Annotated in this window: 18 protein-coding genes and 1 tRNA gene; 16 read left to right on the forward strand and 3 right to left on the reverse strand. The window is 50.4% G+C overall.

The genetic code is table 11. The annotated features are described in order from the left end of the window. Nucleotides 1-79: 79 nt before the first annotated feature. The 3 genes from rfaH to E8E00_RS03390 all read left to right on the forward strand — a co-directional run bounded on the left by rfaH (nucleotide 80) and on the right by E8E00_RS03390 (nucleotide 3,322). Entirely contained in the window at nucleotides 80-577 is a 498-nt protein-coding gene (gene rfaH / locus E8E00_RS03380) for a transcription/translation regulatory transformer protein RfaH (RefSeq protein ID WP_096629516.1), read from the forward strand. Between the two features lie 60 nt (nucleotides 578-637). Then, nucleotides 638-1,858: a response regulator gene (locus E8E00_RS03385; protein ID WP_240531906.1), complete on the forward strand. Its 1,221-nt coding sequence runs from the start codon at nucleotides 638-640 to the stop codon at nucleotides 1,856-1,858. Nucleotides 1,859-2,074: 216 nt separating this feature from the next. Next, nucleotides 2,075-3,322 carry a response regulator gene (locus E8E00_RS03390; protein ID WP_096629514.1) on the forward strand — a complete coding sequence of 416 codons (1,248 nt, stop codon included), beginning with the start codon at nucleotides 2,075-2,077 and terminating at the stop codon, nucleotides 3,320-3,322. 38 nt (nucleotides 3,323-3,360) lie between these two features. Here E8E00_RS03390 and folD read toward each other — a convergent pair whose 3' ends face one another. Beyond that, entirely contained in the window at nucleotides 3,361-4,218 is an 858-nt protein-coding gene (gene folD, locus E8E00_RS03395; RefSeq protein ID WP_069590564.1) for a bifunctional methylenetetrahydrofolate dehydrogenase/methenyltetrahydrofolate cyclohydrolase FolD, read from the reverse strand. A 296-nt stretch (nucleotides 4,219-4,514) separates the two neighbouring features. Here folD and E8E00_RS03400 point away from each other — a divergent pair. The 10 genes from E8E00_RS03400 to E8E00_RS03445 all read left to right on the forward strand — a co-directional run bounded on the left by E8E00_RS03400 (nucleotide 4,515) and on the right by E8E00_RS03445 (nucleotide 16,242). Then, a tRNA-Arg gene (locus tag E8E00_RS03400) sits at nucleotides 4,515-4,591 on the forward strand. A gap of 345 nt (nucleotides 4,592-4,936) precedes the next feature. After that, complete coding sequence (gene tig / locus E8E00_RS03405) at nucleotides 4,937-6,241, forward strand: trigger factor (RefSeq protein WP_077480677.1); 1,305 nt, start codon at nucleotides 4,937-4,939, stop codon at nucleotides 6,239-6,241. A 278-nt stretch (nucleotides 6,242-6,519) separates the two neighbouring features. Further along, entirely contained in the window at nucleotides 6,520-7,143 is a 624-nt protein-coding gene (gene clpP, locus E8E00_RS03410; RefSeq protein WP_069590560.1) for an ATP-dependent Clp endopeptidase proteolytic subunit ClpP, read from the forward strand. Between the two features lie 265 nt (nucleotides 7,144-7,408). Further along, complete coding sequence (clpX, locus tag E8E00_RS03415) at nucleotides 7,409-8,686, forward strand: ATP-dependent protease ATP-binding subunit ClpX (protein WP_096629511.1); 1,278 nt, start codon at nucleotides 7,409-7,411, stop codon at nucleotides 8,684-8,686. 144 nt (nucleotides 8,687-8,830) lie between these two features. Beyond that, a complete protein-coding gene (gene lon / locus E8E00_RS03420; RefSeq protein WP_069590556.1) occupies nucleotides 8,831-11,203 on the forward strand; it encodes an endopeptidase La in 2,373 nt (790 codons plus the stop codon). Between the two features lie 188 nt (nucleotides 11,204-11,391). Then, entirely contained in the window at nucleotides 11,392-11,664 is a 273-nt protein-coding gene (hupB, locus tag E8E00_RS03425; protein WP_069590554.1) for a nucleoid-associated protein HU-beta, read from the forward strand. Nucleotides 11,665-11,832: 168 nt separating this feature from the next. Then, nucleotides 11,833-13,713 carry a peptidylprolyl isomerase gene (gene ppiD / locus E8E00_RS03430; protein ID WP_096629508.1) on the forward strand — a complete coding sequence of 627 codons (1,881 nt, stop codon included), beginning with the start codon at nucleotides 11,833-11,835 and terminating at the stop codon, nucleotides 13,711-13,713. A 170-nt stretch (nucleotides 13,714-13,883) separates the two neighbouring features. Then, entirely contained in the window at nucleotides 13,884-14,186 is a 303-nt protein-coding gene (locus tag E8E00_RS03435; RefSeq protein ID WP_096629505.1) for a ComEA family DNA-binding protein, read from the forward strand. 108 nt (nucleotides 14,187-14,294) lie between these two features. After that, the gene (gene yfbR, locus E8E00_RS03440) at nucleotides 14,295-14,897 is read left to right on the forward strand and encodes a 5'-deoxynucleotidase (RefSeq protein WP_069590549.1); all 603 of its coding nucleotides are present in this window, start codon (nucleotides 14,295-14,297) and stop codon (nucleotides 14,895-14,897) included. Continuing rightward, nucleotides 14,887-16,242, forward strand: coding sequence for an anti-phage deoxyguanosine triphosphatase (locus tag E8E00_RS03445; protein WP_096629502.1), 1,356 nt, complete (start codon nucleotides 14,887-14,889; stop codon nucleotides 16,240-16,242). Before yfbR ends, E8E00_RS03445 begins: the two co-directional genes overlap by 11 nt. On the opposite strand, the gene E8E00_RS03450 is transcribed toward E8E00_RS03445, so the two are convergent. Beyond that, complete coding sequence (locus tag E8E00_RS03450; protein ID WP_096629498.1) at nucleotides 16,239-16,862, reverse strand: tRNA-uridine aminocarboxypropyltransferase; 624 nt, start codon at nucleotides 16,860-16,862, stop codon at nucleotides 16,239-16,241. The two genes, E8E00_RS03445 and E8E00_RS03450, sit on opposite strands and share 4 nt — an antisense overlap. A 65-nt stretch (nucleotides 16,863-16,927) precedes the next feature. Further along, nucleotides 16,928-18,160 carry a pyridoxal phosphate-dependent aminotransferase gene (locus E8E00_RS03455; RefSeq protein WP_069590543.1) on the reverse strand — a complete coding sequence of 411 codons (1,233 nt, stop codon included), beginning with the start codon at nucleotides 18,158-18,160 and terminating at the stop codon, nucleotides 16,928-16,930. 268 nt (nucleotides 18,161-18,428) lie between these two features. On the opposite strand from E8E00_RS03455, the gene E8E00_RS03460 reads away from it, so the two are divergent. Genes E8E00_RS03460 through menH form a run of 3 tightly spaced genes read left to right on the forward strand, consistent with a single transcriptional unit; the run spans nucleotide 18,429 to nucleotide 22,253 of the window. Beyond that, a complete protein-coding gene (locus E8E00_RS03460; RefSeq protein WP_168174047.1) occupies nucleotides 18,429-19,730 on the forward strand; it encodes an isochorismate synthase MenF in 1,302 nt (433 codons plus the stop codon). Further along, on the forward strand, nucleotides 19,727-21,451 hold the full coding sequence (gene menD / locus E8E00_RS03465) for a 2-succinyl-5-enolpyruvyl-6-hydroxy-3-cyclohexene-1-carboxylic-acid synthase (protein ID WP_096629492.1): 1,725 nt from the start codon (nucleotides 19,727-19,729) through the stop codon (nucleotides 21,449-21,451). The genes E8E00_RS03460 and menD overlap by 4 nt, the downstream gene beginning before the upstream one ends. Then, nucleotides 21,444-22,253 carry a 2-succinyl-6-hydroxy-2,4-cyclohexadiene-1-carboxylate synthase gene (gene menH / locus E8E00_RS03470; protein ID WP_096629489.1) on the forward strand — a complete coding sequence of 270 codons (810 nt, stop codon included), beginning with the start codon at nucleotides 21,444-21,446 and terminating at the stop codon, nucleotides 22,251-22,253. Before menD ends, menH begins: the two co-directional genes overlap by 8 nt. Nucleotides 22,254-22,258: the final 5 nt, after the last annotated feature.

The following is a 22,258-nucleotide window of genomic DNA, read 5'->3' on the forward strand; positions in this document are numbered from 1 at the left end:
TAACATCCGTATACTCATGTCGCTGTGCTGCTATGATTTAATGGCGTAATGCGAAAGCCGATTTCAAGGACAGAACGACATGAAGCATTGGTATCTGCTCTACTGTAAACGCGCGGAACAACAACGCGCTGAGCAAAACTTAAAGCGCCAAGGCGTAGACTGTTATTATCCCATCGTCACGGTTGAGAAGCTTCGCCGTGGTAAGTGCCAGCAAGTAGAAGAGCCCCTTTTCCCTAATTATGTGTTTGCTCACTTCGATCCTGAAGAGGTGCAATACACGTCCGTCCGCTCAACGCGAGGCGTGGTCGATTTTGTTCGCCAAGGCGCGCATCCTATTCGAGTTGACCAATCGCTTATTCAGCAGCTTATGATCATGGAAGATAGCGACGAGCAGCGTGACAAGCTTAATGATGGCTTTAAACCCGGCCAAGCGGTCACGATCCAAGCGGGGCAATTTGAAGGGGCGGAAGCGATTTTTAAGGAAAAAGACGGTGAGATGCGTTCCATTTTGCTGATAAAAATTCTCAACAAGCAAACGGAGTTGTGCGTCGACAATCGTCACGTCAGAGCTGTCTAATCCACGCCGCACATGACTGCTACACTGTCTATCTAAGGACACGAGATAGCGGGAGAGTGTGTGGAAAAGGTGCTGATCGTTGAAGACAGCCGCGCTTTTCGGATGTTGGTCGAGTATGAAGCTCGTCAGCATGGCTTAGCGACCGTAGCGGTGGCCTGTATGGCCGATGCAGAAGCGGTTCTGAATCAAGACGTCAATTTTTTGTGCGCGGTTCTCGACTATAACCTGCCTGATGCGCAACACGGTGAGGTAATTGATCTTTGTCTTGCCAATCATTTAAAAGTCATTGTCTTGACGGCTTCTCAAACGGAGACCATTCGCAAGCAAGTGCTTGCTAAGCCGGTGATTGACTATATACCGAAAGACAGCAGCCATTGTGTGCAGGCAGTCTGCCAACTGCTGTTGCGATTATCGCGCAATAAAGATCACCAAGTGCTCATTGTCGACGACTCTCCCTCAGTACGAAAACATGTTGCGGCCACGCTTGAACGCCAATATCTCAAAGTCCATGAAGCCAATGACGGTGAGCAAGCGCTATCTATGTTATCGATGGCGTCTGGAATTACCTTGGTCATTACTGATTATGCGATGCCGAACATGGATGGGATTGCCTTGGTCCATCAGATCAGAAAGCACCATGAAGGCGCCATGCTCGCAATCATCGGGCTATCTGGCCATCATGATGATACTCTGACGACCCGTTTCCTTAAGGCGGGCGCGAATGACTATTTACAAAAGCCATTTAATCAAGAAGAGTTCTATTGCCGCGTGCACTCTTGCCTAAACGCGATCGATAGCGAGCGGCGTTTATTTACATTAGCCAATACCGACTTTTTAACAGCACTTTGGAATCGACGTTACTTTTTTTCCCAGAGCGAGAAGCTGCCGGATGAGGAGATTAAACATCTAGCCATTATCGATATTGATCACTTCAAGCGCATCAATGACCAGTATGGACATCATGTTGGCGATGAGGTGTTGTCTCACGTAGCTGCAACGCTAAGTGCACACTTCGAGAATGATCTAGTCGCGCGGCTAGGTGGGGAAGAATTTTGTGTCTTATCGACCCGAGAGCAGTCTACCTTTCAACAGGCGTTAGAGCGCTATCGACAAGAGCAAGCGGACGTCATCATTCCTGTTTCTGGATTTGAAATAACGGTCACTGTCAGTATTGGTGTTGTCTCTGCGCAAGGTGGGATTGAAGCCATGTTGCATGATGCGGACCGAGGTTTGTATCAAGCCAAAGAAATGGGGCGTAATTGCCTGATCGCACTATCGTAATAAAGCTGACAGCCTGACTTTTAAAGCAGACAATCTGGGCGTTTTTTCGGCATAAACAATCGTCTCTGTCCCCTCACTAGGCACAAAAATGTCTCAATGTTGAGATTTGCCATCATATTTAACATTCAACCTCTTGATTAAGCGTAACCTTGGCCGCTTCTTGCCCAAATTGCGCATTTCTCGCGCACAACTTATGCCAGATATGGTGCTTTGCTTATGGAATACAAAGTGTTGGTTGTGGAAGATAGCCGACCTTTCAGACGGTTACTTGAAACTGAAATCCGTAAAGCCGGTTATATTCCCTGTATTGCAAGTTCGATCGCACAAGCAGAAACGATTTTAAATCAAGAAACAGATTTTCTTTGCGCGATACTGGATTATTGTTTGCCCGACGGTCAGGACGGTGAAATCATTGATGTGTGCTTGTCACTCGATATCAAAGTCATTGTATTAACGGCCATGATGGATGCACGTACGCGGGAGCGTGTGCTGGCGAAAACTGTGATTGATTACATCCCCAAAGACAGCCCAGCTTGTGTCTCATCAATTGCACCGTTGCTGCATCGCCTCGAGAAAAACCAGCAGCATCATGTATTGGTGGTGGATGACTCGCTGACCTCGCGTCGTTATGTGCGCAGCTTACTGGAGCGCCAGTATCTAAATGTGATGGATGCGCAAGATGGGCAGGAAGCACTTGCGATGGTGCGTGCCGATCCGCGAATTTCATTAGTGATCACCGACTTCACTATGCCAAAAATGGATGGGGTTCAACTGGTCAAGGCACTCCGTCAGCACAAAGTCGATGGCCAGCTTGCCATTATTGGTTTATCCGGCGATGACGATCCAAGTTTGACGGCCCGTTTTCTAAAAGCAGGTGCGAACGACTTTCTGGCAAAGCCATTTAACCAAGAGGAATTTTACTGCCGTTTGCACAGCACATTAAATGCGCTGGATACAGAAAGGCGTTTGTTTCATTTGGCAAATACCGACTATTTGACCCAAACCTGGAACCGTCGTTACTTTTTCGAGCATCCTCAAACGCGGAAAAATAATGGCCCAAGAGGGCTAGCCTTGATTGACATTGACCACTTTAAAAAAGTGAATGATAGCTTGGGTCATCACATTGGCGATATTGCGCTGATTGAGTTGGCCAAAGTGTTGAATCGTTATTTCCCAGACGCGTTGGTTGCACGATTTGGTGGTGAAGAGTTCTGTGTACTGTACGGTAACAATTACCAAGGCTTTGAGGCCCGCCTAAACGCGATGCGAGAAGAGCTAGCGGCGACAACGTGGACACCTTACGATCAGGCATTTCAATTTACGGTGAGCATTGGCATGGTGCACGGGGATGCGTCTGTCCATCAGTTGATCCAGCGTGCTGACCATTGTTTATACCAAGCCAAAGCGAAAGGGCGTAATCAACTCGTTAAAGCGTCAGAGCCACAACCGGCGCTGTCGGTGTAAAAAAGCCGGCGGTCAGCCGGCTTCTTATCATCACACGATTAGGCGTCGTGGTATTGCTCACAGGCCATCAAGGTATTCTCAATCAGTGTTGCCACCGTCATTGGGCCAACACCGCCGGGAACAGGCGTGATATGGCTTGCCTTTTCGTATGCCACGTCATAGTCAATATCACCGATTAGCTGGCCGCTATCCATGCGATTAATTCCTACATCAATCACAATCGCACCGGGCTTAATCCACTCGCCAGGAATAAATTTAGGCTTACCGACGGCGACCACTAACACATCGGCTTGACGAACATGTGCTTCGAGATCTTGGGTAAAACGATGGCAAGTGGTCGTGGTACATCCGGCGAGTAGCAACTCTAGTGTCATCGGACGGCCGACAATGTTTGAGGCACCGACGACAACGGCATGTTTGCCACGCAAAGGTACGTTGTAGCGGTCAAGTAAGGTGATGATCCCTTTTGGGGTACAGGAACGCAGGGTTGGCATACGTTGGCACAAACGGCCCACATTGTAAGGATGGAAGCCGTCGACGTCTTTGTCGGGACGGATACGTTCAAGGACAGAGGTAGCATCAATGCCCGCAGGTAAAGGCAGTTGCACCAAAATACCATCGATGGTGTCGTCATCATTGAGTGTATCGATCAGCGTCAGTAATTCATGCTGAGAGCAGGTTGACGGCAAATCGTAAGAGCGAGAGACAAAGCCCACCTCATCACAGACGCGACGCTTACTGCCCACATAAACCTGTGACGCTGGATCGTCACCCACTAAAATCACGGCAAGCCCGGGCGCACGGCGTCCCGCTTCTTTACGGGCAGCAACACGTGCTGCGACTTCTCGACGCACCGTTTGCGCGATCAGTTTTCCATCAATGATTTGTGCGGCCATAAGTATCCTTTGGCTAAGAGAGCAAAAAACGGGTCGATATTGTGACAAACTTCGGGCGTAAAAGCTATTGCGCAAACGTTTGCTTTTGGTGGTTTGGTGGCAGAGAAACCGTCAAAGTCATTGTGAATCAAAGGTGTTGTGCTAGATATCGCCTTATATTGATTGGAGGAGCTCCACATAACAGGGCTTTTATGCCGCGCGAACTGGCGTGCTTTTGAGCAACTGATTAGACATTTCGGTGAAAACCGTTGACGACGCCTGACCTCGCTTTATAATCCCCGCTGCATATCTATTTTGCGCCCTTAGCTCAGTTGGATAGAGCAACGGCCTTCTAAGCCGTGGGTCACAGGTTCGAATCCTGTAGGGCGTGCCATTTCTTTCGTTCTCGCTAGCGAAGATAATCTCCCGTTTCTGCTCAAAAGCTAACCAAACAGTGCAAAAACACAAAAAGATGTGATCTTGCCCGGTTGAATTGTGAGATATCACCCCAATTTCGATATTGAAACGCCATCGGTCGCCCCTTGTCTCGACTCAGTTGACGGGTGCCGCTATAATAGCGCGTCTTAATTTTCAGTCTCGGATGAGATAGCTCGATACGCCAATTGCGTGTATCCGGATTCGCAGGGGCTATGACGGATTCATAGCTCGGATGATGACACCAGTAAAAACTGGTCAACATCACTCAGTACCCCTGAGTAAATTTGAGGTTAATTTTATAATGCAAGTTACCGTTGAAACCACCGAAGGCCTAAAGCGCCAAATGACCATCACTGTGCCTGCTGCAAACATTGAAGACGCAGTCACGAAAGAGCTACGCAACATTGCTAAAAATCGTCGTTTTGATGGTTTCCGTAAAGGTAAAGTACCTTTGAAAATGGTTTCTCGCATGTATGGCGATGCAGTACGCCAAGACGTGCTGGGCGAGGTAATGCAGCGTCATTTCATCGAAGCCATCATCCAAGAGAAAACTAATCCAGCAGGCGCGCCAACCTTTACACCGGTAGAGAATGAAGCGGGTAAAGATCTGGTATTCAAAGCTGAATTTGAAGTGTACCCAGAAGTTGAACTGCAAGGTTTGGAAGCGATCGAAGTTGAAAAACCACACGCAGAAGTACAAGACAGCGACGTTGAAGAAATGCTGACTACTCTGCGTAAGCAGCAAGCGAACTGGGTTGAAGCTGACGGTGAAGTAAAAGAAGATAGCCGTGTAACGCTAGACTTCACAGGTACCATTGACGGCGAAGAATTCGAAGGCGGTAAAGCGGAAGGCTTCCAGCTAGTCATGGGCCAAGGCCGCATGATCCCTGGTTTTGAAGACGGCTTGGTTGGCAAAAAAGCGGGTGAAGAATTCACTATCGACGTCAACTTCCCAGAAGACTATCACGCTGAGAACCTAAAAGGTAAAGCGGCGCAGTTCGCGATCAAACTTCACACTGTTGAAGCGCAAGAATTGCCAGAGCTAACTGAAGAGTTCGTTCAGCGCTTCGGCATTGCGGATGGCAGCGTTGAAGGCCTGAAAGCCGAAGTCCGTAAGAACATGGAACGCGAGCTGAAGCAAGCGATCAAAAACAAGATCAAAGAGCAAGTCCTTGACGGCTTGGTTGAGCAAAACCAAATCGACGTACCGTCTGCCTTGATCGATCAAGAAATCAATGTTCTGCGCCAGCAAGCGGCTCAACGTTTTGGTGGCAACATGGACAGCGCATCACAACTGCCACGTGAGCTGTTTGAAGAACAAGCCAAACGTCGTGTTAGCGTTGGCCTGCTGCTGGGTGAAGTGATCAAAGCAGAAGAGCTAGAAGCAGACGACGAGCGAGTTAAAGCTCTGATCGAAGAAATGGCTTCTGCATACGAAGATCCAGCAGAAGTGGTTGCTTACTACGAAAAAGATCAGAAGCTGATGGAAAACATGCGTAATGTCGCGCTTGAAGAGCAAGCGATCGACGCGCTGTTGGGTAAAGCGAAGGTTTCTGAAGCCAACGTTGGCTTTAGCGATCTGATGAACGCAGCACCACAAGCGTAAAAACGCAATAAAAAACGTGGGTGTTGTCATTGACACCCCGTTCATGTATCTGCATAAAATGGCCCTAATGACTTGTCATTTGGGCCATTTTTTCCGTCTAAGGTTCTATTCGACTGTCCGCCAATCATGCGATAGCGAAGGTAACTTTTGCTTAGAAAATTGTCGATGAATCATCCAGCTGCGATCAACGACATAACATTTTAGTGACCTGTTACAGCGTTTTATGCTAAACCTTGGTTAAGGCGAGAGTTAACGAATTCGATTAGGGATATTACGCTATGAGCAATCAAGATAAACACGCAATGCCCCCCATCATGGATGCTTTGGTTCCCATGGTGGTTGAACAAACATCGCGAGGAGAGCGTTCCTACGATATCTACTCCCGCCTGTTGAAAGAACGCATCATTTTTCTCACTGGTCAGGTAGAAGATCAAATGGCCAACCTGATTGTGGCCCAGATGCTGTTCTTGGAGTCGGAGAATCCAGAAAAAGATATTTATCTGTATATCAACTCTCCAGGTGGTGTGGTGACCGCCGGTATGGCAATTTATGACACCATGCAGTTCATCAAACCGGATGTGAGCACACTGTGCACAGGCCAAGCCTGTTCAATGGGCTCTTTCCTGCTTGCGGGTGGTGCAAAGGGTAAGCGTTATTGCCTACCAAACTCACGCGTGATGATTCACCAACCACTTGGCGGTTTCCAAGGGCAGGCGTCAGATATTGAAATCCATGCCAAAGAAATGATCAAAACCAAGCATCGCCTGAATACCTTGCTGGCAGAGCATACGGGTCAGCCGATGGAGATTATCGAACGTGATACGGACCGCGATAATTTCATGTCTGCTCAAGAAGCGGTGGACTATGGCTTGGTTGACGCCGTACTCAATCAAAGAGATTAAACCAGACGAATACCCTACATGCTTGGCGTGACAGCGGAACAGACCATGGCTCGCCGGATTATATCCAAACATGGGTGTAATGGTGGAGCGCACGAAATCCGGTATTGTTGCGCCAAGTAGAAAAGGTATACCGCTATGCATTGAAATGAGAGGATAACTTCTCATTCCCACACATGTAAGCGGGTGTCGGGTCGGAAAAAGTGGCCGATTTGTTGTAAACTCAACAAAAGGCAACGATGGGCAAACGCCCCAAAGAGGTTAGCGAATGACAGACAAGCGAAAAGACGGTGGAAGCGGCAAGCTGCTTTACTGCTCGTTCTGTGGTAAGAGCCAACATGAAGTTCGCAAGTTAATTGCTGGGCCATCGGTCTACATTTGCGACGAGTGTGTCGACCTATGTAACGACATCATCCGTGAAGAAATCAAAGAAGTGATGCCAAAGCGTGAGGGAGATGCCCTTCCTACGCCGCGTGAAATCCGTGAGCATCTGGATGATTATGTTATCGGCCAAGAGCAAGCCAAAAAGGTACTGTCGGTTGCCGTGTACAACCACTACAAACGCTTGCGAAATGGCGATAAAAGCGCCGACGGCGTTGAACTTGGCAAAAGTAATATCTTGCTGATAGGCCCGACGGGTAGTGGTAAAACCCTACTGGCTGAGACGCTTGCGCGTTTCCTGGATGTACCATTTACCATGGCGGATGCCACCACATTGACCGAAGCGGGTTATGTCGGTGAAGACGTCGAAAACATTATCCAAAAGCTGCTGCAAAAGTGTGACTATGATGTCGCCAAAGCAGAGCGCGGTATTGTATATATTGATGAGATTGACAAAATCTCACGCAAATCCGATAACCCATCGATCACGCGAGACGTATCGGGTGAGGGTGTGCAGCAAGCCCTACTGAAATTGGTAGAAGGGACAGTCGCATCGGTTCCACCTCAAGGTGGCCGCAAGCATCCACAACAAGAGTTCTTGCAAGTTGATACCTCGAAAATCCTCTTTATCTGTGGCGGTGCATTCGCTGGGTTGGATAAAGTGGTTGAGCAGCGTGTCGATAAGGGGTCTGGCATCGGTTTTGGTGCAGAAGTCCGAGGTGCAAGAGACAAGTCAGCAGACGAGTTTTTCGGTAAAGTTGAACCAGAAGATCTGGTTAAATACGGCTTGATCCCTGAGTTTATCGGCCGTTTACCGGTCACAGCGGTACTTAAAGAACTGGACGAGCATGCGCTTGTACAGATTTTGCGAGAGCCGAAAAACGCGCTAACCAAGCAATACAGTGCATTGCTAGAGTTAGACGGGGTTGAACTTGAGTTCCGTGATGACGCGCTTCGTGCCATCGCTAAGAAAGCCATGGAACGCAAGACAGGTGCTCGCGGTCTACGCTCAATCGTAGAAGCTGTGTTGTTGGATACCATGTACGACTTGCCATCGAGTAAAGAGGTAAGCAAGGTGGTGATTGACGAATCAGTGATCCGTGGTGAGTCAGCGCCGCTATTGATATATGAACACGCTGATAGCCAAGCAGCTGGTGGTGAATAACCGCGAGTATTGCGTGTAACCTTATCAGTGGTAAAAGAAAAGGGAGTGATTGCTCCCTTTTTTATTTTCTGGCGGTGGAGCCGTTGAAACCTGTCCAACAGTCCCCATATACTCTTAATCAGATTGAACGGAAGAGAGAAGCATATGAACTTGGAGCGTTCCGAGCGCATTGAAATTCCGGTGCTGCCACTTCGGGATGTGGTGGTTTATCCTCACATGGTGATACCACTCTTTGTGGGAAGGGAGAAATCGATCCGCTGTTTAGAAGCGGCGATGGACAATGACAAACAAATTCTGTTGGTGGCGCAAAAAGATGCCGCCACCGATGACCCGAGCATCTCTGACTTGTACACCGTTGGTACGGTGGCGACGATCCTTCAGCTTCTTAAACTTCCGGATGGTACGGTTAAGGTGCTGGTTGAGGGGATGCAACGTGCACGTATCGACCAGTTTAGCGAAGACGACTTCTTTACAGCGGAAGCCGAGTATCTCACCACGCCAGCCATGGACGAACGTGAGCAAGAGGTATTGGTTCGCACTGCGATCAGCCAATTTGAAGGCTTTATCAAGCTGAATAAGAAAATCCCACCGGAAGTGTTAACGTCACTGAATGGGATTGAAGAAGCTGCTCGCTTAGCTGATACCATCGCGGCTCACATGCCGTTAAAACTGCAAGATAAGCAAAAAGTTCTCGAAATTATCGACATCGCTGAGCGCCTTGAATACTTGATGACCATGATGGAGTCAGAAATTGACTTGCTGCAGGTCGAAAAGCGTATTCGTGGCCGCGTGAAAAAGCAGATGGAGAAAAGCCAGCGCGAGTACTACCTCAATGAGCAGATGAAAGCCATCCAAAAAGAGTTGGGTGAGCTGGATGATGCTCCCGATGAGTTTGAAGCGCTGAAGCAGAAAATCGAAGAATCTAAAATGCCGCAAGAAGCTCGAGAAAAAACCGAGCAAGAATTGCAGAAGCTGAAGATGATGTCGCCAATGTCGGCAGAAGCGACCGTTGTGCGCAGCTATATCGATTGGATGATCAGTGTGCCTTGGACCAAGCGTTCTAAGGTGAAAAAGGATCTCGCCAAAGCTGAAGAAGTACTCAATGCCGATCATTATGGCTTGGAGCGCGTTAAAGACCGTATCCTTGAGTACCTCGCAGTGCAAAACCGAATGAACAAGCTCAAGGGCCCCATCTTGTGCTTGGTTGGTCCTCCGGGGGTAGGTAAAACCTCTCTGGGACAGTCGATTGCACGCGCCACTGGGCGTAAATATACCCGTATGGCGTTGGGTGGAGTGCGTGATGAAGCGGAAATCCGTGGTCACCGCCGCACCTACATAGGGTCGCTACCGGGTAAATTGATCCAGAAAATGGCGAAAGTGGGTGTTCGCAACCCGCTGTTCTTGCTCGATGAAATCGACAAGATGTCATCGGATATGCGTGGTGATCCGTCTTCAGCATTGCTTGAAGTTCTCGATCCTGAGCAAAACAACGCCTTTAACGACCACTATCTGGAAGTGGATTACGACCTGTCAGACACCATGTTTGTGGCAACGTCGAACTCCATGAATATTCCTGGCCCGTTATTGGATCGGATGGAAGTTATTCGCTTGTCTGGCTACACAGAAGACGAAAAACTGAATATCGCTAAACGTCACTTGATTGACAAGCAAGTGAAGCGCAATGGCTTGAAGCCTCACGAGATCACCATCGAAGACTCTGCCATTATCGGCATTATTCGTTACTACACGCGCGAAGCGGGCGTGCGTAACCTCGAGCGTGAAATCTCGAAGCTGTGCCGTAAAACCGTGAAAGAGATCTTGTTGGATAAAGATCTTAAAGCGGTCACGGTCACCGCGGATAACCTGAAAGATTACTTGGGTGTGCGCCGCTTTGACTACGGTAAAGCCGATGAGCAAAACCGAATTGGTCAGGTGACAGGACTTGCGTGGACCGAAGTGGGCGGCGACCTACTGACCATCGAGACTGAATCGATGCCGGGCAAAGGCAAACTCACCCACACAGGTTCGTTGGGTGATGTGATGCAAGAATCTGTGCAGGCAGCTATGACAGTGGTGCGTAGCCGTGCAGATAAGCTGGGTATTAATAGCGACTTTTACGAAAAACGTGACATTCACGTGCACGTTCCTGAAGGGGCAACGCCTAAAGACGGCCCGAGCGCAGGTATCGCTATGTGTACGGCGCTGGTGTCGAGCTTGACCGGCAACCCAGTTCGTTCTGACGTAGCAATGACGGGTGAGATTACTCTACGCGGCGAAGTGCTACCCATCGGCGGCTTAAAAGAGAAACTGCTGGCGGCACGTCGTGGTGGCATCAAAACTGTGGTGATCCCAAAAGAGAATGAACGGGATCTTGAGGACATTCCTGACAATGTGAAAGAAGAAATCGACATTCATCCCGTGCGTTGGATTGATGAGGTTTTGACCATTGCGTTGGAAAATAATCCACTCGGTATTGAGCTAGTTAAGCCCGAAAAGAGTGACATGCAGCAAAATTAAGCAACGTAAAACGCTGACAGACCGCAAAAGGCTTGTCAGCGTTTTTTTTGCTAGCTAACGTTAACTCGAAGCCTTGGCCTGCATGGGGTGGGCAAGGAAGCTTTCAACGTCTTTCGTCGATAAAGCGTCTTTTATTAATACCGCAAAAGAATGGGATTTGCGGAGAAGTATTGTAAGGGGATGAAAAAGTGAATAAGTCGCAACTGATTGATCAAATCGCAGAGGGTGCCGATATTTCTAAAGCGTCGGCGGGCCGTGCACTGGATGCCTTCGTAGAAGCGGTTTCTGATACGCTGAAGTCGGGTGACCAAGTTGCTCTGGTTGGCTTTGGTACCTTCTCTGTACGCGAACGTGCAGCGCGTACTGGCCGTAACCCGCAAACCGGTGCAGAGATTCAAATTGCTGCTGCCAAAGTACCTGGCTTCAAAGCAGGTAAAGCACTGAAAGACGCCGTGAACTAATCACAGCGTGAGCCATTGCCGAATTATTCAAGTTTGACCGGGTGTTAGAGCTGCAAAGCCAATAACAACCGCGTATAATCCGGCAAGAAGAGCGTAAAGGCGCATCATTCGATGCGCCTTTTTAGTTGATTAACCACCAGCCCAAATCAGTTGGAGTACCGGCCAGTTATGATGGAACGTATACGCGAAGGCACCAACAGCCTTGCGGTGAAGATCATTTTAAGCCTTATTATCTTTTCCTTTGCTTTTGCCGGGGTCGGCAGCTATCTGGCAGGGGGTTCCAACCCGCCCGCGGCAACGGTAGGCGATAAAGAAATTAGTCGTGCACAGCTTGAGCGTGCATACCAAAACGAACGCGCGCGCATGCAGCAGCAAGCCGGTGAGCTGTTCAATCAACTTCTGGGTGATCCTGAGTATGTGAAGCGTTTTCGCCAAAACATTCTCGACCGGATGGTTGACGATCTCTTGCTTGAACATGAAGCCAGTGAACTCGGGTTACGCGTCAGTGACGCGCAAGTCAAAGATGCCATTCGTGCAATGCCGCAATTCCGTCAAGGCGGACAATTCAACAATGAGCGCTATCAAGCCGCATTGCGCCAGACTGGGTTAAGCGCGGATGAGTTTGCCAACTATGTACGGACTGACTTAGTCCGTCAGCAGCTGCTTACGGCGTTGCAAGCCTCTGAATTTGTGCTGCCAAGTGAACTGGAAAGTCTTTACCGTCTAGAAGCGCAAAGCCGTGAAGTGCGTACTATCACGCTGCCGGTGGATGCATTTGCTGCCAAGGTTTCTTTGTCAGACGAAGAGCTTGAAGCTTACTATCAAGCCAATCAAGACGACTATGTGCAACCTCGCATGGTAAAAGTGGCGTATGTGGAGTTAACCGGTGAAGGGCTGGCTGACGATATCCAAGTCACTGACGAAGACATTGCCGCTTACTATCAAGAAAACCAATCGCAGTATGGTTCTCAAGAGCGTCGCAAAGTCAGTCATATTCTGATTGAAGGGACTGGTGACGACGCCAAAGCTCGTGCTGAGGCAGCACTTGAGCGCTTGAACCAAGGCGAAGACTTTAGTGAACTGGCACAGCAAGTCTCTGATGATACTTACAGTGCCGAACAAGGTGGATCACTGGATTGGATTGAGCCCGGTGTGATGGATCCTGCGTTTGAAAAAGCGGCGTATGCGCTAGCCAACAAGGGTGACTATAGCCAAGTAGTAAAATCAGACTTCGGCTATCACATCATCCGTCTGGATGATATCGATGCTGCGGATATCACGCCACTGAGTGAGGTGAAAGACGATATTCGCGTTGCGCTGCAGCAAGAGCGCGCGGCGGATCGTTTCTATGCTCAATCAACAAAGCTTGCCGAAGTCGCGTTTGAAAATGCCAATGGTCTTGAGCCAGCTGCTGCTGCAATCAATGGTAAGGTACAAATCACTGACTTCTTTGCCCCAGAGCAAGCGCAAGGGGTAATGGCACGTCCAGAAGTGCAACAAGCGCTGGACAGCTACGACGTTCGTGAAAATGGCCTGAACTCGGAACTGATAGAGCTTTCGGGTGAGCATGCCATTGTGGTCCGCTTGGATGATGTCAAACCTGAGAAACAACTGAGCTTTGATGAAGTGAAGGATCAGGTGGCACAGACCTTGGCCGCACAAAAAGGGCAGCAGCAAGCCCAAGAGCAAGCAGATGCTTTGCTGACACAGCTTGAAGCCAATGGTGCTCTGACTGACAGTGAATATACATTCAGCGAGCCACAAACCTTAAACCGCGTTGCTCAACAACGTGCGATTTCAGATCTGGCCTTTACCTTACCTAAGCCGGAAGCGGATACTTCGAGCTACGGGGTGACCACTGATGAGCAAGGTAATGTGGTGGTTGTGGCACTGGATAAAGTGATTGAGCCAGAGGTGCCTGAAATTAGCCCGCAAAGCCAAATGGCAGCCCGTGTTGCCCGTGCGATGAGCAATATGTCTTTATCAGCTACCTTGGAAGAGCTACGTAACCAAGTGGATGTCAGTTACGCGGACTCAGACAGCCAATAAGCGGATAATGGCTCACCGCGAGAGTTAGATGTCTCTCGCAGTAAAGTGTGCGAAACAACAAAAACGGCGTAGGACTTTTGTCCTGCGTCGTTTTTCTTTTTTTGAGCACATGCAAGGCTTGTAGGAGTGGCGTAGGTTGAGAGCGAAAATTAATCAACAGAGGATATCTGATGAAACAGCTACTCACTTGCCTAATGTTTGCTCTCTCTTTGGTCTTGGCACCCACGGCGTGGAGCGCGGATGACAGCGCGACCCCTGAGGCGGCTCAAGCGCAGACCATACAGGTCAACATCAATACCGCAGATGCTAAAACCCTCGCCGAAAAGTTAGAGGGCGTGGGGCCATCAAAAGCCGCCGCGATCATCGAATATCGCGATGATCACGGCGCTTTTCGCGCACCGGATGATTTGATTAAGGTTAAAGGGATTGGGAGCGCGACGCTAAAGAAAAACCGGGATCGTATCAAAGTCTAAGTGACCCCCACGCGCAAAGGTTTTGCACAACCTTTGCGCGAATAAGGCTTGAGTCTTTGCCTGCCAAGACACACAATGACTCCATAACCGTCAATGTAGCAGGATGCGATGACTCAAAAACAAAGCCACTTTTTTGCCCACCTCGCGCGGATGAAGCTGATTTATCGTTGGCCATTAATGCGCAATGTTTCCGCAGAAAACATCTCAGAGCACAGTTTACAAGTTGCCTTTGTGGCACATGCACTCGCGCTTATCAATAACAAGCGGTTTGGCGGCCATTATCAGCCTGATCGGATCGCGGTGTTAGCCATGTTTCATGACTGCAGTGAAGTAATTACTGGTGATTTGCCGACGCCGGTGAAGTACTTCAATCCTTCTATTGCGACCGAATATAAAAAGATCGAGAAAATGGCGGAGCAAAAACTGATTGCGATGTTACCGCCAGAGCTACAAGACGATTACCGTAGCCTGATTGATTCAGACACGATCGATGCAGATGATTATTTGCTAGTCAAGCAAGCCGACACGCTATGTGCTTACCTCAAGTGTTTGGAAGAGATTGCGGCTGGCAATCATGAGTTTGAGCAGGCTAAAAAGCGCTTAGAGACGGCGATGGAAAAGCGCCGTTCGCCGGCGACCGATTACTTTATGGCGACGTTTGTTCATAGTTTTACCTTATCGCTCGATGAGATTAGTGACGATGGACTTTAATCTTCCTGACGCGTGGCAAGCGCGTCGCATGCGCAATGAAAATAAAAAGCGACGCAATGATAAACGCTCCGTCTATCAGCGCGATAGAGCGCGCATTTTACACTCGGCGGCCTTTCGCCGCCTACAAGCGAAAACGCAGGTGTTGGGGGCTGAACACAGTGATTTTTATCGCACTCGACTCACGCATTCATTAGAAGTGTCCCAAATTGGTACTGGGATTGTCGCGCAACTGAAAGAAAAGCAGCCGACCTTTCGAGCGCTGTTGCCTTCAACCGGACTGATGGAAAGTTTGTGTCTAGCGCATGATATTGGTCATCCGCCCTATGGCCACGGCGGCGAGATCGCACTGAATTACATGATGCGTGAAGAGGGTGGGTTTGAAGGCAATGCCCAAACGTTCCGTATTGTCACCTTGCTAGAGCCTTATACTCAGCATCATGGTATGAACTTAGCGCGACGAACCTTATTGGGAGTGATGAAGTACCCTGCCTTAATCAGCGCTGCCCATAACGGACAATCACCCACGCCGGTGACGGACTTTCGGCACTTGAAGGCGCGCGATTGGCAACCTGCTAAGGGCATTTATGATCATGATAGTGCGCGGCGCGATTGGGTCTTCGAACCATTATGTGACGCGGATAAAGCCCTCTTTTTAACCTTTCGTGATAACCAACCTGATGGCGAACACCGCAAAACCCGCTTTAAATCTTTAGATTGCTCCATCATGGAGCTGGCGGACGACATCGCTTATGGCGTTCATGATCTTGAAGATGCGATAGTGATGGGCTTAGTGAACCGAGAACAGTGGCAAGAAGCGGTTGCCAGTGTGCTCGCCGAGTGTGGCGATCCATGGTTAGAAAGCCATATTGGGGAGCTGAGTGAGCAGATGTTTGGCCCTCCTTATGAGCGCAAAGATGCGATTGGCGCGCTGGTGAACACCTTGCTCACGTCGGTTGAGATTGCGCCCACCGTGCAAGATGGGGCACAGTGCTTTCAATCACCGTTACTGGCGTGGAATGCGTTTTTGCCGGATGTGATGGCAGGTGTACTGGAGACACTGAAACGCTTTGTCAGTGAGTTTGTGGTTAAACAGCCAGAGCTTCAAGTAGTGGAGTACAAAGGGCAACAATTGGTGATGGAGCTTTTTGATGCGTTTGCCTCCGACCCGGAACGTCTCCTGCCGAAAGATTACCGGCAAGATTGGCTGATAGCGCAACAGGCGGGTGAGTCAGGAATGCGTGTCATTGCGGATTATTTGTCGTCGATGACCGACAGTTTTGCCCAGAAGCTGCATAGCACCATGTTTACCGCCGCCAGCAATGGCCCGCTTTATGCGATTCGCTAGTCGTCCTGCCCGCCGGATGGCGTGCGCGATGCCGGCATAAATGCCAGTTGGCGCGCGATCATGGCCTCAAAGCTTGCGAGTAATGGCTGATAATGCTCACTGTCACCACTGAGTTCGCTAAGCGCGGCAAATCCTGCCTCTAGGGTAGACAAGGCGCCCGGCTTGCGGCTTTTACGTATCCTGTATTGGCTTGATGGCATGGTGTTGATGGTAGCGGTGGGTAAATCATGCAGGTTGGTTGAAAGCTGATACATCTTGTAGGCTTTTTTCCATGTCCCGTCGAGTAATATGATCCCCCATGGCAGCTGCTTGTCGTCCTCATCCAATGACTCGGTCAGTGATGAAAGTGAGCAAGCGTGCTCGCCCGGATACAAGACGGCATAGCGTCGCTCCGATTGCGCGAGTGCATCGTTAAGCGCGGCATGTTGGCTGAAATCCTCGCCCACCCAACACAGGCAATTATCCAGGGCAAGCGCGAGCAAACATGCGCTGTTCTTGGGGTGTGAGACCTCATCGGGATGCTGCAGAATAATCACGGGAATGGTATTGGTCAGCGGTGTGACGGCATCGCACACACAAATCGCTTTCGCTTTATGACAAGACGCGCAGTATCGAGACATGATGATCGCTGTTTGAGAACGGAATCAAGCAGCGTTTTACCGCTGCTTGATGAAAAACGCAAGTATCACGTAGCCACGGTCGTGACCTGGCTGTAGCCCGAGAGGAAGCGTTCAAAGCGGCTAATAGCCATTTCTAAGTCATCCACGCGAGGCAAGGTGACAATCCGAAAATGATCCGGTTTGGGCCAGTTAAAGCCGGTGCCTTGTACCATCAAGACTTTTTCTTGCAATAAAAAGTCGAGCATCATCTTTTCGTCATTGTGAATGTTGTAGCGCTTAGTATCGATCTTCGGGAACAGATAGAGCGCTCCTTTAGGCTTTTTGCAGCTCACACCAGGGATTTGATTAATCAGCTCGTACGCTTTATCGCGCTGTTCTAATAAACGGCCACCGGGAAGAATTAACTCGTTAATACTTTGATAACCGCCCAGAGCTGTTTGGATGGCATGCTGCATCGGCACATTGGCGCAAAGGCGCATCGAAGCCAGCATTTCCAAGCCTTCAATGTAGCCCCGAGCGTGCTGTTTGGGGCCAGTGACCAGCATCCAGCCAGAGCGAAAGCCGCAGACTCGATAGGCTTTTGACAAGCCGTTAAAAGTTAAACACAACACATCAGGGGCCAAGGTGGCGATAGAATGATGCTGCGCGCCGTCATAAAGGATCTTGTCGTAGATTTCGTCGGCAAAAATAATCAGATTGTGCTGGCGGGCTATCTCAACCACCTGCAGCAAAAAGTCGCGACTGTATACCGCACCCGTTGGATTGTTCGGGTTAATGAGCACGATGCCGCGTGTTTTAGCCGAGATCTTCGCCTTGATATCATCAAGATCTGGATACCAGTCCGATTCTTCATCACACAAGTAGTGCACCGGCTTGCCACCCGACAGTGACACCGCCGCGGTCCACAGCGGATAGTCCGGTGACGGCACCAATAACTCATCGCCATTATTGAGCAAGGCTTGCATCGCCATCACGATAAGCTCTGAAGCACCGTTACCCAGATAGACGTCTTCAACATCTAAGTCCATCAAACCGCGTTTTTGATAGTGCTGAACCACCGCCTTACGTGCGGAATAGAGGCCTTTTGAATCGCAGTAACCTTGTGAGGTGGGAAGGTTACGGATCACATCGACCAAAATCTCATCTGGCGCATCAAAGCCAAAAGGCGCAGGGTTGCCGATATTGAGTTTTAAAATGCGGTGGCCTTCTTCTTCAAGCCGTTTGGCTTCTTTCATCACTGGGCCACGGATGTCGTAACAGACGTCATCCAGCTTGGCGGACATCCCGATGTGTTGCATTGACTTTCCTGTTTAGTAAAAGGTGAATATTGTTATTAGGCTTTTTTGGTAACTTACACTATTCGCGGTCTGATTCGAAAGAGATAAACGAATAAAGTTTTACCGGTGGCTGTCGGGCAAAAAAATCGACCAAGTTCGACAGAAGACTGATCTAGCGCATGTTTATCCCCGCAGGGGACAGGTAGACTGACAAGCATTAATTACGTGCTACATAAAGCCGTACACGATTTGCGAATAGGACTGCCGCCCGATGCGGTTGGAGGATGTCGTGACTACCCTGATTCAAGCGGCCAATCAGTTACAGAGCCAGTTGGCAATATGCCAAGCCCCCGCTCTGTTACAAGCAGATTTTGACTGGCCGAGTAACCTTTCCCCGATTGCTTGGCTGGATGCCCAACCTGTCTTCCCGAAAATGTATTGGCAGTCGCGCGATGGCCGCGAAGAGGCATTGGTGTTAGGGGCGTGCCGCCGTTTTTCTCAGCTACATGAAGCGCAAGCTTCACTCACGCCACAGCAGCGAATTTGGGGATGTGTGGCGTTTGATGATGGCGCTGGGGATGGTGATTTTTTCCTGCCGGTCGTCGAGTTGATCCGCCGCGATGCCCATTGGCAGCTTTCTGTTAATGTACAGGCGGGTGTGGATAGCCAAGCGATACTAAGCCAAGTGATCTGGTTGGGGCGGCCATTGGCCCCCATGCAGAGTCACGTCAAACACGAAAACCATACCCCGACGTATCAGGGGTGGTGTCAATCGGTGACCACGGCGTTGGAGAAGATGGCATCGACATCGCTTAAAAAAGTGGTTTTAGCGCGACAAACACGGTTGACGTTGGATGCTCCCATTAGCGCCGGCCAGTTACTCAGTCACAGCCAGCAGCATAATGCAGAAAGCTTCCACTTTTTATTTGCGACTAGCGAGCAAGATGCATTTCTTGGCTCGACGCCCGAACGCTTGTATCGGCGCCGCGATTGTCGTGTCAGTACCGAAGCGGTCGCGGGGACCGTCAAGCGTGGCGCGACCTTCAGCGATGATCACCAATTAGGTGAGTGGTTGCTACACGACAATAAAAATATTCACGAAAACCAATTAGTGGTTGACGATATCTTGGCGGGAATACGCCGTCATGCACTCACGGTAACTGCCGATCCTGCTCCGCACTTAATGGTATTGCGTCATTTACAACATTTGCGCCGCCGCATCAGTGCGATTGTCGGCCCCGGTGTGGACGATACGGTATTGTTAAGCGCCCTTCAGCCTACCGCCGCTGTCGCGGGGTTGCCGCGTGATTTGGCGCGCGCATTTCTTTCTCAACATGGCATTGTTCGCGGACGCTACAGTGGCGCGGTGGGGTATATCTCACAGCGTGAAAGCCAGTTTTGCGTTGCTATTCGCAGTGCGCAGCTTTCAGGCCATACCATTGATCTCTATGCAGGGGCAGGCATTGTGCCGGGCTCAGATCCGGATACCGAATGGCAGGAGCTGGATAATAAACTCACGACCTTGCGCCAATGTTTACCGGATGCTCCAGTGCCCCTCTCAGCCGAAAGAATGACAGGAGTGTGCGGATGACGCTGGCGCTCACCCACACATGGGCTGAAGTGATTATTGACGAGCTTACGCGACTGGGCGTGCAGCACATATGTATTGCGCCGGGTTCTCGCTCTACACCGCTCACGCTCGCTGCTGTAAAGCAAAGCCAGCATCCGCGACGCGGTGTCACTTTGCACAGTCACTTTGACGAGCGCGGGTTAGGCTACTTAGCGCTAGGGCTGGCAAAAGCGCATGCGTGTCCGGTTGCGGTGGTTGTCACCTCTGGCACCGCGGTGGCGAATCTTCTCCCTGCGGTGGCGGAAAGCCGCTTAACCGGCGAACCTTTGGTGATCTTATCGGCCGACCGACCGTTTGAGTTGGTTGACTGTGGTGCCAATCAAGCCATTGAGCAACCCCGCTTGTTTTCTTCCCATGTCACGCAAACGCTCTCTCTTCCTGCCCCTGAGACCGCGATGCCCTTGTCAGCACTCCTGAGCAAGATTGATCATCTGATGGCTCAGCAGGCCCAGCATGGTGGCAGTGTGCATATCAACTGCCCGTTTCGAGAACCTTTCTATGGCGAGCGTGACCGAGCGAGTGAGCAATCATTGCGGGCAGGATTGGGACAATGGCTTACTGATGACAAGCCGTATGTGAGCATGATGCCAACCAGAACGCAGTGGCAGATGCCTGCCTCTTGGCAACATCTCGCGTCGCAAAGCAGCAAGGTGGTATTGATTGCTGGTGCGCTGCCGGCCAACGTAGGCGCTCAGGTGGCGCGGTTGGCAAACGTCCTCGATGCGGTGGTGCTGGCCGACCCACAATCCGGCGTCAAAAGCACGGCGCCGGGGCATGATTTGTGGCTCAACGCGCCTAGCACTCGCGCGCTATTGGATGAGGCCGAGTGGGTCATTCAACTCGGTGGTCGTTTGGTATCCAAACGGTTAGGGCAGTGGCTGGCCAACATAGAAGTGCCGTACTGGCTGATCACCGATCGGGAACAAGCGCTCGATCCTGCTCATCGGTCCAGTGAATACATACGGTTTATGCCCCAGCAATGGGAGGAAGGTCTAGACGCGTTATCGGATGCGTTTACGCAATTGCAACGACCAGTAAGCGGCTGGGCGCAGGCGGTGACCACAGCGGCACAGATACAACGGCAACACGTGTACGCAAAGGTGGAAGACAGCCTATCCGAACATCGCCTTTTTCAGTCTATGACTAAGTGGCTGCCCTCAGAGTGTGATGTGTTTTTAGGCAATAGTTTGACGATTCGCTTAGCCGATATTTGGAGTGAGCTGAGTGATTATCGCGTATACGCCAATCGGGGGGCGTCGGGTATTGATGGCTTACTCGCAAGTGCCGCGGGCGTGCAGCGAGTGAATCAGCACCCGATGCTGGTGGTGTTGGGAGATACCAGCGCCTTGTATGATTTAAACAGTTTAGCGCTGTGGCGTCATGCACCTGCCCCAGCGGTTATTTTGATCCTTAATAACGACGGCGGTGGGATTTTCGATATGCTACCGGTTGAGCCATCCCTGCGAGATGCTTACTACCGCATGCCGCATGGCTTGGGCTTTGAACCGGCAGCAACTATGTTTGGCTTGTCTTACCACCAGCCCAAAAACGTAGTGAGTTTTAGTGAAACCTTGCAAGGGGCGTTACAGTCACCCGGCGCAGAGGTCATCGAAGTCAATACACCTGCAGGCGAGGCGGGAAGTGTACTGAACCGTTTATTGGCGGAGGTTGCGCATGGCTAGTCGACTCACCTATCGCCAAGGTGGAGATCCCAATGGGCCGCGGGTAGTGTTCTTACATGGGTTACTGGGTTGCGGCGACGATTGGCAAGCCGTAACTGCTGCGCTCTCCCATTGTCACTGGTTATGCCTTGATTTACCCGGACACGGCGCGAGCTGGACACAGCAATGTCAGCATTTTGACGATGCGTGTGATGCCATTTTGACAACTTGTGAGCAGGTATGGGGGCGGCAGCCAGCGCTATTGGTCGGTTACTCCCTTGGTGCGCGTTTAGCGATGCATTGCGCTACCTACGCACCCACTCGCTGGTCTGGCGTGTTGTTAGAAGGCGGTCATCCGGGACTTGCTGATAACGAGGCCCGTCAGCAGCGACTCGCACATGATAAGCAATGGGCCACACGCTTTCGTCATCAGCCGTTAGACGCGGTGCTAGACGATTGGTATCGCCAGCCTGTCTTTCAATCTCTTGATGAATCAGCCCGTTGCGCGATGGTCCAACGGCGCTTATCGAATCACGGTTCGGCCGTAGCGGATACCTTATTGGCGACGTCGCTAGGCCATCAAGCCGACTTATGCAGTGCGCTTAAACACTGTTTTCAACACGGGCTCGTCATTGACTACCTTTGTGGTGAGCTCGATAAAAAATTCCATGCACTTGCCAAACACTTGCATCAAACCACTGGGATTGGTGTCACGGTAATCCCTGAAGCGGGTCACAACTGTCACCTATCAAATCCACAAGGCTTTGTACACGCATTACTCGCAAGTGCAGCTTTTCAGGGCGTTGCCCCAACCAACCTATAAAGGGG

Source organism: Salinivibrio sp. YCSC6 (assembly GCF_004916735.1).
Taxonomy (GTDB): domain Bacteria; phylum Pseudomonadota; class Gammaproteobacteria; order Enterobacterales; family Vibrionaceae; genus Salinivibrio; species Salinivibrio proteolyticus.